This is a genomic window from Micrococcoides hystricis (assembly GCF_042434215.1).
GTDB classification, from domain to species: domain Bacteria; phylum Actinomycetota; class Actinomycetes; order Actinomycetales; family Micrococcaceae; genus Micrococcoides; species Micrococcoides hystricis.
In genome coordinates this window covers 13,057-28,921 of sequence record NZ_JBHLUB010000003.1, presented here as the reverse complement: position 1 = coordinate 28,921, position 15,865 = coordinate 13,057, and the positions used below count along the sequence as shown (strand labels likewise).

Sequence of the window (15,865 nt, the reverse complement as noted above, 5' to 3'; positions counted from 1 at the left end):
ACGAAAGAAGTAACGTCAATGCCCTTCTCAGCCGCTGATGACATCCTCGCCGCCTTGCCGGTGCGCCAACGCGAATGGTTAGAACTCGTGTTGTCTGATTGGCAGCTGGTCGCCGATTTGGCATTTGCAGATTTGCTGCTGTGGGCACCGGACCACGACAGCAATTCTCAGGAGACTGTGCGGTTGGTGCCAATTGCACAGGCTCGGCCCTCCACCACCCAATCACTGTTTCAAGGCGAGCCCAGCCGGGAGGATTTTGACCGAACGGTCCTGAACCTTATTTCCTCCAGTTGGCACAATCAGAAGAGTCATCGGACTTTTCAGCGTGTCGAACCGGGCAGCGGAATACAGGTGGAAGCAGTCCCGATTATGCATGAGGGCCAGCCTATGGGTGTCATGACGATGCATCTAGACCTGGCTGGCAACAGGCTGCCATCGAAGCTGGAAATGATTTACCGGCAAACAGCGACGGATCTGATGCTCATGGCCGCGCAGGGACTGTGGCCCTCTGAACAACCGCATGCCTCCGATACACGGATGCAGCCCCGTGTCGGGGACGGACTGGTCAGACTCAACGTGGCCGGCGAAATCGACTACGCCTCGCCAAATGGGGTTTCCGCATTCCGGCGTATCGGCCAAGACGATGGGGTAGTGGGCCGCAAACTGAGCGATATTTTTTCAGGATTGCGTGGCGGCGGGCTTCCCTCCGTAGGACTGGAGTCCCATGTACTAGCGGGCACGATTTCTGACCGTATTGAAATTGAGCATCGCGGGGTGACCCTCATGGTTCGTTCGTTGCCGTTGTGGAACGAAAATAAGAGGCTCGGAGCGATCGTGCTCGTCCGCGATATCAGTGAGCTGCGGCGCCGAGAACTGCAGTTGGTCTCCAAAGATGCAACCATCCGCGAGATCCACCACCGGGTGAAGAACAACTTACAGACCGTGGCGGCCCTGTTGCGGATGCAGTCCCGACGCATGAACTCCGAGGAAGCCCGCAAAGGACTTGAAGAGGCCATGCGGCGGGTGGAAACGATCGCGCAAGTTCACCACAGCCTCTCGCAGGGATTGAGCCAGACGGTTGACTTCGATGAGCTGATGACTCGCCAATTTCGGATGGCCGTGGAAGTGGCCACCCAAAACCAGAAGGTGCGTGCACTCAAGGCCGGAACCTTCGGTCACCTTGATAGTGAGAAAGCAACGCCACTAGCGCTTGTCATCACTGAACTGGCAGCCAACGCGGTAGAACACGGGTTAGGGAAGAATGACGGAACCGTTAAGTTGACGGCCAAGCATTCCACCACCGAAGACGGCCGGGTGCTCGAGGTGATGGTCAGCGATGATGGCTGCGGTTTACCGGAAGACTTTGAAACTGATACCGGGCTTGGGCTACAAATCGTGCGCACTTTGGTCAAGAGCGAATTGCAGGGCAAGATCAGTTGGCAGAATCGAGAGGGCGGCGGCACAAAGGTGCTGGTGACTGTTCCGGTGAAGTCCCGGCCTGCCTCGGCCTAAATGAGAGTATCAAGCAGATGAAAACGGGGTCCCATCAATTCGATGGGACCCCGTTTTCAGAAAGACAGATTATTTTGCGCGGCGGGCTCGAGCGGCGCGACGTTTCAAGGCGCGGCGTTCGTCTTCACTCATACCACCCCACACTCCAGCGTCCTGACCGGATTCGATAGCCCACTTCAGGCAGGTTTCCATGACTTCGCAGCTACGGCACACGTTCTTGGCCTCTTCAATCTGAAGCAGAGCAGGGCCGGTGTTACCGACAGGGAAGAAAAGCTCTGGATCTTTATCGAGGCAGGCCGCGCGGCTACGCCAATCCATGCAATCACTAACTCCTTTAGGGGCATTACAAGTTGGGACCGAGACTCGGTCCACGTAGGAAAAGTTTACTCACAAGTAAGGGGCATTCTTGATGCCCCGTTTGATGTACTGAAACAAGGTTTTCACGTTATGTTCGTACATACAAGACTTTTAGGTCACCCAATAGCGCTCAACGGATGAGCGATTAGTCACAGTGATCTGGCTCGGTATGATGATCGCTGTACTGACTCACCACCCTCACCAAGGAGAGACGCTATGGCGCCGCGACCACTACCTATCATTCTTGCTGCCACCTGTGTTGGTCTGCAAGGGTTGGGCATCCTTGGTCTCACGATCTGGACGGCGGTGCAGTTCTTCAGCTTCGGCCAGGCGCAATTGCCGATGAGTGTGCAGATAGCGATGCTGGTGATTTATCTCATCTTCGCTGGACTGTATTTCTTGGTGGCCATTTCTATGTTCCGCGGCAAAGGGTGGACCCGCTCGGCTGCGGTGGCGATCGAAATGATCGTCTTGATTCTGGCCTTCAGCTTCTTCAGCGTCAATAATCCGTTGGCCACCACGCTTGGTGTCGCGATGCTGCTCTCCGGGGTCGTGGTCATCGGTTCGCTGTTCACTCAGCAGGCAGCCCGTTTCTTGGGCAAAGACCGCCAAGGTGGTCGAGCTGCCGCCTGAGCGTTCCGCCGGTGATTAGTTGACGGGGCCGGTAAATTTCTCTCCTGGGCCCTGACCTGGTGGGTCCGGGATGACACTGGCCTCGCGGAAAGCAAGTTGTAGCTGACGCAGACCATCCCGCAATGGGCCGGCGTGCTGAGAGCCGACTTCCGGGGCTGCGGCAGTTACGAGACCAGCTAGCGCGATGATCAGCTTCCGTGCCTCATCAAGGTCTTTCAGTTCTTCGGCGTCATCGCCTTCGGCCAAGCCACATTTGACGGCGGCTGCGCTCATCAGGTGAACTGCTGTGGTGGTGATGACTTCAACGGCAGGGACTTCGGCAATGTCACGGACCTGCTCTTGGACAGCTTCGTTGAGCTGTTCGTCTTCATAGTTTTCCATGTGGATTAGATTCCCACAGATCCCGGGGAAATTTGAAACCCTAGATCTGGTGTATACTGGATGATGAACTTTCAAGTGGAGGCCTTACTCCCACCCGCGATAGCAAGGTAATAAGAAGCCAACGAGCTTCCCGAGTTGCCGGGTTTACAGACACAGCGTGCTGAAGTTCCTAGATCTCTAGATCTTCGGTGCGCATCTTTCTGTGTGAGGCCTTCCGAGACGTCGGGAGGCTTTTTTAGTTTCCTGCTTGTCTCGGCCACGCCGCCCACGCTAAAGGGCGGACCCAACCTAAAACAGGAGTTTCTAATTAGCGCTGAGCCAAGAATCAATGATCGCATCCGAGTCCCAGAAGTACGCCTTGTTGGCCCCAATGGGGAACAGGTTGGCGTCGTCAAGATTGAAGACGCATTGCGTCTAGCAACCGAAGCGGACTTGGACCTGGTGGAGGTCGCCCCTAACGCCAAACCACCAGTGTGCAAACTCATGGACTTTGGTAAGTGGAAATACGAAGCTGCTGTAAAGGCTCGTGAGACCCGCCGGAAACAGTCCAACACTGTTTTGAAGGAAGTCCGTTTCCGTCTGAAGATTGACACGCATGACTACGAAACTAAGGTTTCCCATGCGCGCCGCTTCCTCTCAGCCGGTGACAAGGTCAAGGCGATGATCCAGTTCCGCGGACGCGAACAGCAGCGCCCGGAGATGGGCATTCGTTTGCTTGAAAAGTTCGCCGAAGATCTTGGTGATGTCGGAGCGATTGAATCGAATCCGCGCATCGATGGTCGCAACATGGTGATGGTTCTGGGGCCAACCCGGACGAAGGCTGAAGCTCGTGCGGAAGCCCGTAAGAACCAGGACGAGGCCAAGGCGCGTACCAACACCCGCCGCCAGCAGCGCCAGGAGAAGCGTGACACTTCAGCTCCACAGGAGTCCGAAGGTCAGAAGCTTGGCGCAGCAATGCCAGAAGAACTGAAGAAAATGGCGGCCCAAAGCTCTGCAGCGGAGGAAACTGCTGCCAAGCCAACACCGCAGGCACCAAAGCCTGGGCCACGTCAGTAACGAGCCCGGCCACCGGTTCGCCCCGGATTATTGTTCAAAAGGAGAAATGGCACCATGCCAAAAATGAAGACCCACAGTGGCGCTAAGAAGCGTTTCCGCGTCTCTGGTTCTGGAAAAATCATCCACCAGCGCGCTAACCGCCGCCACTACTTGGAGCACAAGCCAAGCCGTCGTACTCGCCGCCTGAAGCCGAACACCGTGCTGTCCGCCGGCAAGGTGAAGGTCGTCAAGCGCATGCTGGGCCTGAGCTAATTCAAAGAATTTTTCCAACTTTTACCTACTAGAGGAGTACGCACGTGGCACGTGTGAAACGGGCAGTTAACGCCCAGAAGAAACGCCGTACAGTTTTGGATCGCGCATCCGGTTACCGCGGTCAGCGGTCCCGCCTGTACCGCAAAGCTAAAGAGCAGTTGCTGCACTCGTTCGTGTACAACTACCAGCACCGCAAGAAGCGCAAGGGTGACTTTCGTCGGCTCTGGATCCAGCGCATCAACGCTGCAGCTCGCGCCAACGGCATGACCTACAACCGCTTCATGCAGGGCCTGAAGCTGGCTGAAGTCCAGGTGGACCGCCGCATGCTGGCAGAGATCGCCGTCTCTGACGCCGCAACCTTCACCGCGCTGGTCGGCGTTGCTAAGGATGCACTGCCATCGGATGTGAACGCCCCGAAGGCAGCTGAAGCCCCAAAAGCAAATAAGCCAGCCGCAAAAACTGCCGCTGGCGCCACCTCCGCCACCAGCTCCGCATCTGCTGACATCGCCGAAGGCGAGGGCGTCATCAAGGCTGACGGCCAGGACGCCCCAGAAGGCTATGTCATTAAGGGCAATGCTGGATCCAAGAAGTACCACGTCCCAGGCTCCACTTGGTACGAGCAGACTGAAGCTGAATACTGGTTCAACTCGGTCGAGGCTGCCAAGAACGCTGGTTTCGAACCAGCAGGTGGCGAAGCCCGTCAGAAGTTCGAAGGCTAATCACCTCCAGAACGAACCTGTGATGGTATCTTCAGGATCATGACATCCTACGCAGAGCGCCCCACTGTCGAGATGACGAACCCCCGGGCAGACCGGGTCAAGTCCGTCGCCCGGCTGTCGGGGCGCTCCGCGCGTTTAAAGACCGGGAAGTTCCGCGTTGAAGGACCGCAAGCTGTCCGGGAGGCGCTGCGCTCTGGACTTGAGGGCAAGCACAACGTCGGCGCCGTTCAAGAGCTCTACTATCAGCCTGAGACTCTTCAACGCCACCCAGATATAGCCGAGCTGGTCGACAACCTCGATCCTGCGGATGTCTTCGTCCGCAGCTGCACCGCTGAGGTCATCGCCGCCATGAGTGATGCACAAACACCCCAAGGCTTGGTGGCCGTCTGCACACTGGTGGGGCGGACAGAAGACAACGAACCCACAGGGCGCTACGTTGCCTTGTTGTGTGGGCTGCAAGATCCGGGCAATGTCGGAACGATCATTAGGGCAGCAGACGCGGCCGGGGCCACGGCAACAATCCTGTCCAGCGGCTCCGTGGATGTCCACAATCCAAAAGTGGTGCGCTCAACGGTCGGTTCCCTCTTTCATTTGCCGATCTACCAGAATCAAGATGTTTCCGCCGTCGTGCAGGCATATAGGTCCGCTGGCTGGCAGATTTTCGCCGCAGACGGCTACGGTGACGTAGATCTAGATCAGCTCCAAAATGAGGCCCTGCAGAATGGTTCTCGTCAGCCAGCGTCTCAGGAGCCAGATTTGCGGAAAAACACCATTTGGTTGTTCGGCAATGAAGCCAAAGGTCTCTCCGAAGCAGAGCTTGAACTGGCCGATGCCCGCGTAGCGGTACCCCTGTATGGCCAGGCAGAATCCCTCAACGTGGCAACAGCAGCTACGCTATGTCTTTACGCCAGTGCACGTGCCCATCGGTCGAAAGCTGAGACGAGCAGCAGCGACGCAACAAAGAATGACTGAGTCTGAATGAACTATCCCCAGCAACCCACCCCGCAGCCGGGCCAACCGGCCTATCCGCCGGCTTCGTACGCCGGGACGTCCAACCCCTACGCCAATCCAGCAGGGCACGGTATGCCGCCACCGGTACCGTATTATCCTGCCCCCAAACGCGGAATGAGCATTGCCTCTTTGGTGTTGGGGCTCATCGCTTTGGTGTTTGGGATTAGCATCATCGTCCAAATAGTGGGTTTAATCCTCGGCTTTGTGGCTCTAGGTAAGGAGCCTGAAGCGCGTGGTATCGCCATCACGGGCTTGGTCCTGAACGGGATCACGTTTATCGGGTGGATCGTTTTCATCATCGTTATTGTGCTCGCGGCGGCCGTGAGCGCTGGAGCGGCCGGAGCTCTGGCCTAAGAGCAATAGTCAGACAAAAAGCTGGGGCAGTAGTTGTCAAAACTACTGCCCCAGCTTTTTAGCGATTTAGATGAAAGCGATGAGCCTTCGTACCTAGACCTTAGGCGCGACGCTTACCGGAGATGAACTGCCAGATCAAGGTGACAATCACACCACCGAGAATCGCGAAGATCCAGGTTGGTAGGTCAAAGAAGCTCTCATTGACGTTGATGTTAAAGAGTGCGGAGGCGATCCAGCCACCCAGCAGGGCGCCCAGAATACCGATGATCAGAGCGGCCAGCCAGCCACCCTGGTTACCTGGAACGATTGCCTTAGCAATTGCGCCAGCAATCAGACCGAGAATAATCCATGCAATGATACCCATTGTTGTTCTCCTATCATCTTGGTGCGGAGTGCCCAGCGATTGGGAAGTAGTACTAAGCACTCATATAAATTTCATAGTACACCCGTGAAGCTAAGCTTTCATATCAATCGGGCCAACAAAACAAAAAAACTTAGGTTTTCTTGGTTGTCCGTGCGATTGCCAATCCTTGAACCACACGGAAGAGTGTTCTTATCGATAAAGCTAAATGTGATTTGAATCGCTCTTAATTTTTCCTGTCTAAAAGGAGAGTCTGCCGCGCGACTTGGCTCCACCCCCAGACACTCTTAGTCTGTGTTGTGGCCAGCATAAAAACACTCGGGCAAGATTGGTAGACATGATCAAGAAAATTGTCGGCGGTGCAATCGTTGATTCTTTGACCGCTCCGCAGCAGGTTCTCCTTGCGCGACGGACAAGCCCGCACCAGTTTGCGGGCATGTATGAGTTTCCAGGCGGCAAGGTCGAGCCCGGTGAAACCTGCGAGGCTGCTTTGCATCGCGAAATTCTCGAGGAACTCGGCGTGCAGATTCGACTCGGTGCAGAAGTCCCTGGGCCGGGGGAGTACGGTTGGCCGCTGAACGAGACAGCACAGATGCGCGTTTGGCTAGCTGAAGTCAGCACTGGCGAACCCGAACCGCTGGAGGACCACGACGAATTACGGTGGGTGCCGCTGGAGGATCCGGAATTGTTGAAATTGAACTGGATTCCGGCTGACTTGCCGATCGTGGAAGAGATTCTACGCACGTTACGCCCAAGTGCCACTGTCTAAATGGGGTCCTAGCGCCGGCCTGCACTAAGATGAGAGAGATTATCTTTCCATCCACCTATCTGAAGAGGATGCATTCCGCATGTCCGACGTGCCCTCACCTTTGGATGAGGCAGCACTTGAAGGCGTCATCAATGACGCTTTAGCTGCCTTTGACGCCGCCACCGATCTTGAACAGCTCAAGGCTGCACGGTTGGCCCACACCGGGGAAAAGGCCCCCCTCACCTTGGCCAACCGTATGATCGGCAAACTCGACAAGGCTGACAAAGCCACTGCCGGGAAGAACATGGGGCGGGCACGTGGCAGAGTGAATGCAGCGCTGGCCGAGCGCACCGAGGTGCTGGAAGCTGAGAACGCGGCCCGCATCCTGCGCGAAGAAACCGTTGACATCACGGCCGCGCCGCGGCGCCGCCGGTTAGGCGCACGGCATCCATTGACCGTGACTCAAGACCGGGTTTCGGACATCTTCGTGGGCATGGGATGGGAAATCGCCGAAGGGCCCGAACTGGAATCCGAGTGGTTCAACTTCGACGCGTTGAACTTCGACCCGGACCACCCGGCACGAGAAATGCAAGACACCTTCTTCGTGGAGCCCGCCGGCGCCCATTTGGTGATGCGTACCCACACCTCACCGGTGCAGATCCGCGCCATGCTGGAACGTGACCTGCCGTTGTACGTGCTGGCCCCAGGGCGGACTTTCCGCACCGACGAATTGGACGCCACGCATACACCGGTCTTTCACCAATTTGAGGGATTAGCCGTTGATAAGGGCCTGACCATGGCTGATTTGCGCGGCACACTGGAACACTTTGCCCGACAAATGTTCGGACCCGACGCCAAGATTCGACTGCGCCCATCTTTCTTCCCCTTCACGGAGCCAAGCGCCGAACTTGATATCTGGCATCCGCAAGCTAAAGGTGGGCCGCAATGGATCGAGTGGGGTGGCTCCGGCATGGTGCACCCCAACGTCCTTCGCTCGGCCGGAATCGACCCGAGCGTCTACTCCGGTTTCGCCTTCGGCATGGGTATCGAGCGGACACTGATGTTCCGCAATGAAGTCCCTGATATGCACGACATCATTGAGGGCGATATTCGTTTCAGCAACCAGTTCGGGATGGAGATCTAAAGTTGCGTATTCCATTGTCATGGCTGCGTGAGTACGCCGCCGTTCCAGCCGATGCCAGCGCTGAAGATGTCATGGCTGACCTGGTCCGTGTTGGTCTTGAAGAAGAGGCCGTGCATCGGCCTGCCGACCACATCAAGGGACCCATCGTGGTCGGTGAAGTGCTCTCGGTCGAGCCAGAGCCACAGAAAAACGGCAAGGTCATCAACTGGTGCCAGGTCCGGGTGGCTGAAGAAGGACAGGCACTCGATGGCGACGGGATCAGCCCGGACGGTGTGCAAGGCATTATTTGTGGTGCCCACAACTTCACAGCTGGCGACAAGGTCGCGGTAACTCTTCCGGGCGCAGTGCTGCCAGGGGATTTCCGGATCTCAGCCCGCAAGACTTACGGACACATCTCCGCGGGGATGATCGCCTCTGCACGGGAACTGGGCTTGGGCGAGGACCACGAGGGCATCATCGTGCTTTCCGAATGGGGGATCGATCTGCCTGTCGGAACCGATTTGATGCCGGTCTTCGGTCTGGACGATCAAGCCGCAGAAATCTCCATCACCCCGGACCGCGGCTATTGCTTCTCCATCCGCGGTGTCGCCCGAGAATATGCGCTCGCAACCAAGACCGAATTCACCGATCCCGCCGCAAACGTGGAACCAGCGCCGGCCACCGACGCAGGTTTCCCGGTGGAACTGGCGGATCAACAACCCATCCGCGGCAACGACGGTTGTGACCGCTTTGTGGCTCGCAAGGTCACGAACATCGATCCGACGCGTCCGACCCCGCAGTGGATGGCCTCGCGCCTACGGCTCGCCGGGATGCGTTCCATCTCGCTGGTTGTCGACATCTCCAACTACGTCATGTGGGAACTAGGCCAACCGCTGCACTTCTACGATGCCGCCAAGCTGACGGACAAGATTGTGGTCCGCCGGGCCGAAGCCGGCGAAACGCTCACGACCTTGGACGGCAAAGAACGCAAGCTCGATGCCGAAGACCTGCTCATCACCGACGGCTCCGGACCCATTGGTCTGGCAGGGGTGATGGGTGGTCTTGATACCGAAGTCACCGATGAAACGACCGAAGTGCTGATTGAAGCGGCACACTTCGATCCAGTGTCGATGGGCCGGACCCGGCGGCGTCACAAACTTCCCTCCGAAGCGTCCAAACGCAACGAACGCGGTGTCGATCCGAACATGGCGCCGGTGGCCGCTCAGCGTGCGGCCGAGCTGTTGGTGGAATTGGCTGGGGGCACCATTGACCCCGAGGTCACCGACGCGAATAAGATCGGCGCGCCGACTACCATTGACTTGCCGGCAAGCTTCGCCAGCGAACTCATGGGTGTGGACTACACCGAGGAGCAGGTCCGGGAAGCCATCTTGGGCTTTGGCGGCAGCATCGAAGAACTCCGGGACGCTGACGGGGAGCTGCTGAGCTTCAACGTCACCATCCCAAGCTGGCGCTCTGACATGACGCTCGCTGAAGACGTTGTCGAAGAAGTCGGACGTCTGATCGGATTCGAGCACATTCCAGCCACCTTGCCGGTGCCACCACCGGGCCGTGGACTGACGGTTGAACAGCGCAAGCGCCGCCAACTGCTCACCGGTCTGGCCGCAGCAGGCCTGACCGAGGTGTTGAACTACCCGTTCGTGAGTGCAGAAGAGAACGAGCGTTTTGCCGGGGCCACCCCTGCCTCCGCGGACACCCAGGTCGCGTTGGCCAACCCCATCGCCCAGCAGACCAAATACTTGCGCCAGTCCCTGCTGCCGGGTTTGATCGGCGCCGCCAAACGCAATATTTCCCGAGGTTTCCGCGATCTAGCGCTCTACGAGTCCGGACTGGTGTTCATCGCCAAGGACCGTACCGGCTCGACGGAACTGCCGGCAATGGCGGTGAAACCAAGTGACGCCGAATTGAACGACTTGGAAGCAGGAATTCCGGCTCAACCTCGCCACCTGGCCGCACTGCTAGTCGGGCACGATCACAGCCCCACCGCAGGTGCTAGCCCACGGGCGTGGGACTACGCCGACGCCATCGACGTGGCACATGTGGCCGCGCAGCTGGTCGGTGCCACCATTCAGGTATCCCAGGGAGAACATCCGGCGTTCCACCCGGGCCGCTGCGCGCAGCTGCGTACTGAGTCAGGTCAACTCGTCGGGTACGCCGGTGAACTTCACCCGGCATGGTTGGAAGCAGAAGACCTACCGGCCCGCACGCAAGCGGTGGAATTGAACGTGGATCAGTTGATCGACAGCGCCCGGGAAGTGGTGGTTGCTGAAGCGATCACGACCTTCCCCGCCTCGAATCAGGATGTGGCGTTGATTGTCTCCAAAGACATCCCGGCTGCCGACATTGAAGCGAGCCTGCGTGCAGGAGCTGGCGAACTGCTGGAGGATCTCTGGTTGTTCGACACCTACGCCGGGGCTGGTATTGACGAGGACAAGAAATCTCTTGCCTTCGGTATGCGCTTCCGTGCCGCCGACCGAACCCTGACCGCCGATGAAGTCTCGGCACAGCGTGAAGCCGCAGTCGCACTCGCTGCCGAACGCCATGGAGCCGTTCTTCGCGGCTAGAAAAGGAGCAAGAACGAGGATGCAACCGGACTTTAGTCAGTTCGAAGAACCAGCCGAGCTGTTCAAAAAGCTGGCCTCGCCTGTGCGCCTAGCTTTGATCAACGAGCTGGCCAAAGGCGAACGTTGCGTACACGAACTCGTCGACGAATTGCTACTGGCCCAGCCACTGGTCTCCCAACACCTACGCATTCTGCGCGATGCCCGCATCGTCAAAAGCGGTCGTCGTGGTCGAGAGATGGTGTACCAGTTGGCGGATGATCACATCACCACGATCCTGCGGGATGGATTGCTTCACAGCCAAGAACGCGTACACCATCAGGACCCGGAAACCGAGACTGAGCTGGACGTTGACTGCGAACGCGAGCAAGCAGGATAACTGATCGCCAAAAGCACTGAGGGTGAGGTTCCCATACTAGGAACCTCACCCTCAGACTTTTAGGGCCCGAGCGTTATGACTGGAAGGTCAGGACCAGTTTGCCGGTGGTCTTCCGCCCCTCAAGGTCCCGGTGTGCCTGGGCCGCATCTTGGACGTTGTACCGTTGGCCAATGTGGATCTTGAGCTCTCCGGAAGCAATCGACTCCATGAGCTCGTTGGCGCGCCACGTAAGCTCCTGCCGGTCACGGACATAGTGGGCCAGCATCGGACGGGTGAGATACAACCCACCAAGAGCATTCAAGCGTTGTGGGTCCAAAGGTGGCACCTGCCCCGACGCGCCACCGAAGAGGACCAGCATGCCCCGCACGGCCAGGGAGTTGAGGGATTCCTCGAAGGTGTCTTTTCCGACACCGTCATAGACCACGTCCACGCCTTTGCCGTTGGTCAGCTCGCGGACCTGCTGCGCCACATTGTCGTATCCGAGCACGTGGTCAGCACCTGCGCTCTTGGCCAACTCAATCTTCTCCGGGGTTGAAGCTGTCGTAATGACGGTCGCGCCCTTAGCCTTCAGCAGCTGGGTCAGCACCAGACCTACGCCGCCGGCGCCGGCGTAGCTGAGCACAGTCATGCCCGGCTCAACTTTGAACGTGGAGTTGATCAGATAGTGCGCGGTCATCCCTTGGAGGGGGAAAGCGGCGGCCGTGACTGGGTCGAGGTCCGAGCGCGCAGCGAAGACCTTGTCCGCCTCTGCAACCGCGTACTGACCGTAACCGTTGACCCCATTGGCGGTGGCAACATAGTCGCCGATTGAGAACTCGGACACTGCCGCACCCACTGCAGCTACGTGACCGGAGACTTCCTGCCCGGGGGTGAAAGGGTAGTCCACCTTGTAGACCCCGGAGCGCTGGTACGTATCAATGAAGTTCACACCCGCAGCGGCAGTCTTGATCAACACTTCGGTATCGGACAGCGTTGGCACATCCCGGGTGCCCCAATACATGTCATCTGCTCCGCCGGGTGCATCAATCAAAATGGCTTCGGCTATGTTCGGCAGCTGAGGGGATGAATCTGGTGCCATCATGACTCCTAAAGATGTGGGAAGAGTTCTCTTACACTGTTCTCGAGTCTATCGACCACTTCTTCTTTCGATCCCATCTTTTACATAATATTTGGTGGAGCGAATAAATATTGAATCCGCTAGGTTCTTCGGCATAGACTGAGTGCTATGACTATTCGTGTAGCTGTTTCAGGTGCCTCCGGTTATGCCGGCGGGGAAGTCTTACGCCTGCTGTCTAACCATCCAGAAGTCGAGATTGGTGCCATCACGGCACATTCAAATGCAGGCCAGCGTCTCGGGGCTCTGCAACCACACCTAACGTCCCTGGCCGATCGAGAACTGGTTGATACCACCGTAGAGAACCTCAGCGGTCACGACGTGGTCTTCTTGGCCCTGCCGCACGGTGCGTCCGCCAAGATCGCGGCAGAGTTGCCCAAAGATACTCTCGTGATCGATGCCGGTGCGGACCACCGCCTTGAATCCGCACAGGAATGGGAAAAGTTTTACGGCAGCGAACATGCTGGCACGTGGCCTTATGGGCTGCCCGAGCTACCCGGTCAGCGCCAGAAACTACTCGGTGCCCGGCGAATCGCCGTGCCTGGCTGCTACCCGACCAGCTCCCTGCTGGCTCTGGCTCCAGGTTTCGCGGCCGGAGCGCTCGAGCCCGAAGACGTAGTCATCGTTTCTGCCTCTGGAACCTCAGGAGCCGGCAAGACCCTGAAACCACACTTGCTGGGTGGAGAAGTCATGGGCGGCATGAGCCCGTATGGTGTGGGCGGTATGCACCGGCACACCCCGGAGATCGAACAGGGCCTAGCCCAATTGTCCGGTGAACCAGTCCGGGTGAGCTTCACCCCGACGCTGGCTCCGATGCCACGCGGTATCCTCACCACCGCGACTGCTCGTGTCAAAGAAGGCTTCGAACCAACAGCGTTGCGTGGCATCTGGGAGAAGGCCTACGCCCACGAAGCGTTTGTTCAAGTTCTGCCGGAAGGGCAGTGGCCACACACCAAGTCGGTGCTCGGTTCGAACTACGCGCAGATGCAGCTGGCGTTCGACCAGCGCACCGGCCGATTGATCGTCACCTCCGTCATTGACAACCTGACCAAGGGTACCGCCGGCGGTGCCATCCAATCGATGAACATTGCTCTAGGCATGTCCGAACGCACTGGCTTGCAAGCCCTAGGAGTAGCACCGTGAGTGTGACCACACCTCAAGGATTCGTCGCGGCCGGAATCGCCAGCGGCATCAAGACCAACGGCAACAAGGACCTCGCTTTGGTCGTGAACCAAGGCCCAGACCTGTCAGCGGCTGCCGTCTTCACCGCCAACCGGGTCGCAGCTGCCCCCGTGCACTACTCACGCACTGTCATCGCTGACGGTCAGGCCAAGGCCGTGGTGCTGAACTCCGGCGGGGCAAACGCCTGCACAGGGAAGGCCGGATACGCCGATACTGTTGCCACCGCAGAGCGCGTCGCCGACCGTTTGGGGACCCAGGCCTCCGACGTGCTGGTCTGCTCTACCGGGTTGATCGGTGAACGACTGCCAATGCAGACATTGCTGACCGGGGTTGACCGGATCAACGAACAACTCACCACAGACGGTGGCACCGATGCCGCTGAAGCGATCATGACCACCGACACGGTGGCTAAGACCGCCAGCGCATCCGGGACCGGATACAGCATCGGTGGGATGGCCAAAGGGGCGGGCATGTTGGCCCCGGAACTAGCCACCATGCTTGTTGTGCTGACCACCGACGCCAAGCTCAGTTCTGCACAAGCGGAAGAATTCCTGAACCAAGCCATGCGCGTCTCCTTCAACCGGGTGGACGCTGACGGTTGTATGTCCACCAACGACACCGTCGTGTTGATGGCCTCCGGAGCCAGCAGCGTAGAACCGGATGCCGACGAGTTCCAAGAGCTGTTGGATCAGGTGACCGTTGACTTGGCCAAGCAGTTGGTTGCCGACGCCGAAGGCGCCTCTCACGAAATTGAGATCACCGTGGTCAACGCCGCCAGCGAAGAAGACGCAGAGATGGTTGCCCGCACCGTCTCCCGCTCAGCGCTGTTCAAGACCGCAATCTTCGGCAACGACCCCAACTGGGGTAGGGTCGTCTCCGCAGTCGGAACCACCAGCGCCGAATTCGATCCAGACATGCTCGACGTCACGATTAACGGCGTCCAAGTCTGCCGTGGCTGTGCCATCGGTGAGCCTCGCGAAAACGTGGATCTGAGCGGGCGTGAAGTCTCCGTTGAGATTGATCTGCACGCCGGAGACCACAGCGCAACCCTGTGGACGATCGACCTCACCCACGATTACGTCGAAGAAAACTCCGCCTACTCCAGCTAGTAGGTACTCAAAGAAGCGAAACACCCATGGATCAAGACTTCCACCCACCGACGGCCACCTTGCGGGTCATTGAACCGGACACGGTAGACCCGGTACGCCAAGCTGAGGCCAAAGCCGCAGTGTTGATCGAGGCCCTGCCCTGGATCCAGCGCTTTACCGGTTCGATCATGGTCATCAAATACGGTGGCAACGCCATGTTCAACGACGAGCTGCGCAAAGCGTTCGCCGAAGACATCGTCTTCCTGCACCATGCAGGCATTAAACCGGTGGTGGTGCACGGCGGCGGACCACAGATCAATGCCATGCTTTCCCGGCTCGGAATCGAATCCGAATTCCGTGGCGGGTTCCGGGTGACAACCGAAGAAACCATGGACGTGGTCCGCATGGTGCTCACCGGACAAGTCAGCCGAGAACTGGTCAACCTCATCAACTCCCACGGCCCCTACGCGGTCGGACTTTCCGGTGAGGACGCAGCCTTGCTCGAAGCGCACCGCATGAAAGCCACGGTCGACGGTGAGAAAGTGGACATCGGCCATGTCGGGGAAGTCGTTTCGGTTAACCCGGCGGCGATCGAGGACATCCTCGAAGGTGGCCGTATCCCAGTCATCTCCACCATCGCCCCAGAGTTCGATGAGGACAACCTCCCCACCGGCCAAGTACTGAACATCAACGCGGACATTGCCGCCGCGGCGCTGGCGACAAAACTCAATGCCGCCAAACTGGTGATCCTGACCGATGTGGAAGGCCTGTACGGAAACTGGCCCGATAAGTCCTCGCTCATTTCCTCGCTCCCGGTCAGCGAGCTGGAAGAAATGATGCCGAATCTCGAGTCGGGCATGATCCCGAAAATGACTGCGTGCCTATCTGCCGTCAAGAACGGTGTAGACCGCGCCCACATTGTCGATGGGCGGCAACCGCACTCAATGCTGCTCGAAGTCTTTACTACTGCCGGTGTCGGCACCCAAGTCGTCCCAGATGGAGATGAACACTAACCC

General features: G+C 58.3%; 18 protein-coding genes. 14 read left to right on the top strand and 4 right to left on the bottom strand.

Features of this window, described 5'->3' with window-relative positions; genetic code table 11:
• Positions 1-18 precede the first annotated feature (18 nt).
• Complete coding sequence (locus tag ACFFFR_RS02815) at positions 19-1,512, top strand: sensor histidine kinase (protein ID WP_377458011.1); 1,494 nt, start codon at positions 19-21, stop codon at positions 1,510-1,512.
• Between the two features lie 69 nt (positions 1,513-1,581).
• Here ACFFFR_RS02815 and ACFFFR_RS02810 read toward each other — a convergent pair whose 3' ends face one another.
• Positions 1,582-1,830, bottom strand: a complete 249-nt coding sequence (locus ACFFFR_RS02810) for a WhiB family transcriptional regulator (RefSeq protein ID WP_377458010.1) — start codon at positions 1,828-1,830, stop codon at positions 1,582-1,584.
• Between the two features lie 255 nt (positions 1,831-2,085).
• On the opposite strand from ACFFFR_RS02810, the gene ACFFFR_RS02805 reads away from it, so the two are divergent.
• Positions 2,086-2,502: a hypothetical protein gene (locus ACFFFR_RS02805; RefSeq protein ID WP_377458009.1), complete on the top strand. Its 417-nt coding sequence runs from the start codon at positions 2,086-2,088 to the stop codon at positions 2,500-2,502.
• A 15-nt stretch (positions 2,503-2,517) separates the two neighbouring features.
• On the opposite strand, the gene ACFFFR_RS02800 is transcribed toward ACFFFR_RS02805, so the two are convergent.
• Positions 2,518-2,883, bottom strand: coding sequence for a DUF1844 domain-containing protein (locus ACFFFR_RS02800; protein WP_377458008.1), 366 nt, complete (start codon positions 2,881-2,883; stop codon positions 2,518-2,520).
• Positions 2,884-3,126: 243 nt separating this feature from the next.
• Between ACFFFR_RS02800 and infC the strand changes: the two genes are divergently transcribed.
• The 5 genes from infC to ACFFFR_RS02775 are packed head-to-tail and all read left to right on the top strand — an operon-like array spanning position 3,127 to position 6,275.
• Entirely contained in the window at positions 3,127-3,939 is an 813-nt protein-coding gene (infC, locus tag ACFFFR_RS02795) for a translation initiation factor IF-3 (protein WP_377458115.1), read from the top strand.
• Positions 3,940-3,993: 54 nt separating this feature from the next.
• Positions 3,994-4,191, top strand: a complete 198-nt coding sequence (gene rpmI, locus ACFFFR_RS02790; protein WP_377458007.1) for a 50S ribosomal protein L35 — start codon at positions 3,994-3,996, stop codon at positions 4,189-4,191.
• Positions 4,192-4,235: 44 nt separating this feature from the next.
• Positions 4,236-4,910: a 50S ribosomal protein L20, sunset domain variant gene (gene rplT / locus ACFFFR_RS11905; protein ID WP_446686091.1), complete on the top strand. Its 675-nt coding sequence runs from the start codon at positions 4,236-4,238 to the stop codon at positions 4,908-4,910.
• A gap of 39 nt (positions 4,911-4,949) precedes the next feature.
• Entirely contained in the window at positions 4,950-5,882 is a 933-nt protein-coding gene (locus tag ACFFFR_RS02780) for a TrmH family RNA methyltransferase (RefSeq protein WP_377458006.1), read from the top strand.
• A 6-nt stretch (positions 5,883-5,888) separates the two neighbouring features.
• Positions 5,889-6,275 (top strand): DUF4190 domain-containing protein, encoded by a 387-nt coding sequence (locus ACFFFR_RS02775; protein ID WP_377458005.1) that lies wholly within the window; start codon positions 5,889-5,891, stop codon positions 6,273-6,275.
• Positions 6,276-6,375: 100 nt separating this feature from the next.
• Here ACFFFR_RS02775 and ACFFFR_RS02770 read toward each other — a convergent pair whose 3' ends face one another.
• Positions 6,376-6,639: a GlsB/YeaQ/YmgE family stress response membrane protein gene (locus ACFFFR_RS02770; protein ID WP_377458004.1), complete on the bottom strand. Its 264-nt coding sequence runs from the start codon at positions 6,637-6,639 to the stop codon at positions 6,376-6,378.
• A 334-nt stretch (positions 6,640-6,973) separates the two neighbouring features.
• On the opposite strand from ACFFFR_RS02770, the gene ACFFFR_RS02765 reads away from it, so the two are divergent.
• The 4 genes from ACFFFR_RS02765 to ACFFFR_RS02750 all read left to right on the top strand — a co-directional run bounded on the left by ACFFFR_RS02765 (position 6,974) and on the right by ACFFFR_RS02750 (position 11,465).
• Positions 6,974-7,405 carry a (deoxy)nucleoside triphosphate pyrophosphohydrolase gene (locus tag ACFFFR_RS02765; protein WP_377458003.1) on the top strand — a complete coding sequence of 144 codons (432 nt, stop codon included), beginning with the start codon at positions 6,974-6,976 and terminating at the stop codon, positions 7,403-7,405.
• 79 nt (positions 7,406-7,484) lie between these two features.
• The gene (gene pheS / locus ACFFFR_RS02760) at positions 7,485-8,528 is read left to right on the top strand and encodes a phenylalanine--tRNA ligase subunit alpha (RefSeq protein WP_377458002.1); all 1,044 of its coding nucleotides are present in this window, start codon (positions 7,485-7,487) and stop codon (positions 8,526-8,528) included.
• A gap of 2 nt (positions 8,529-8,530) precedes the next feature.
• Positions 8,531-11,089, top strand: a complete 2,559-nt coding sequence (gene pheT, locus ACFFFR_RS02755; protein WP_377458001.1) for a phenylalanine--tRNA ligase subunit beta — start codon at positions 8,531-8,533, stop codon at positions 11,087-11,089.
• 19 nt (positions 11,090-11,108) lie between these two features.
• The gene (locus tag ACFFFR_RS02750; RefSeq protein WP_377458000.1) at positions 11,109-11,465 is read left to right on the top strand and encodes an ArsR/SmtB family transcription factor; all 357 of its coding nucleotides are present in this window, start codon (positions 11,109-11,111) and stop codon (positions 11,463-11,465) included.
• A gap of 73 nt (positions 11,466-11,538) precedes the next feature.
• On the opposite strand, the gene ACFFFR_RS02745 is transcribed toward ACFFFR_RS02750, so the two are convergent.
• Positions 11,539-12,543: a quinone oxidoreductase family protein gene (locus ACFFFR_RS02745; protein WP_377458114.1), complete on the bottom strand. Its 1,005-nt coding sequence runs from the start codon at positions 12,541-12,543 to the stop codon at positions 11,539-11,541.
• A gap of 147 nt (positions 12,544-12,690) precedes the next feature.
• Between ACFFFR_RS02745 and argC the strand changes: the two genes are divergently transcribed.
• Genes argC through argB form a run of 3 tightly spaced genes read left to right on the top strand, consistent with a single transcriptional unit; the run spans position 12,691 to position 15,862 of the window.
• Positions 12,691-13,722, top strand: coding sequence for an N-acetyl-gamma-glutamyl-phosphate reductase (argC, locus tag ACFFFR_RS02740; protein ID WP_377457999.1), 1,032 nt, complete (start codon positions 12,691-12,693; stop codon positions 13,720-13,722).
• A complete protein-coding gene (argJ, locus tag ACFFFR_RS02735) occupies positions 13,719-14,870 on the top strand; it encodes a bifunctional glutamate N-acetyltransferase/amino-acid acetyltransferase ArgJ (RefSeq protein WP_377457998.1) in 1,152 nt (383 codons plus the stop codon). The genes argC and argJ overlap by 4 nt, the downstream gene beginning before the upstream one ends.
• Positions 14,871-14,896: 26 nt before the next feature.
• Complete coding sequence (gene argB, locus ACFFFR_RS02730; protein WP_377457997.1) at positions 14,897-15,862, top strand: acetylglutamate kinase; 966 nt, start codon at positions 14,897-14,899, stop codon at positions 15,860-15,862.
• The last annotated feature ends 3 nt before the right edge of the window (positions 15,863-15,865 follow it).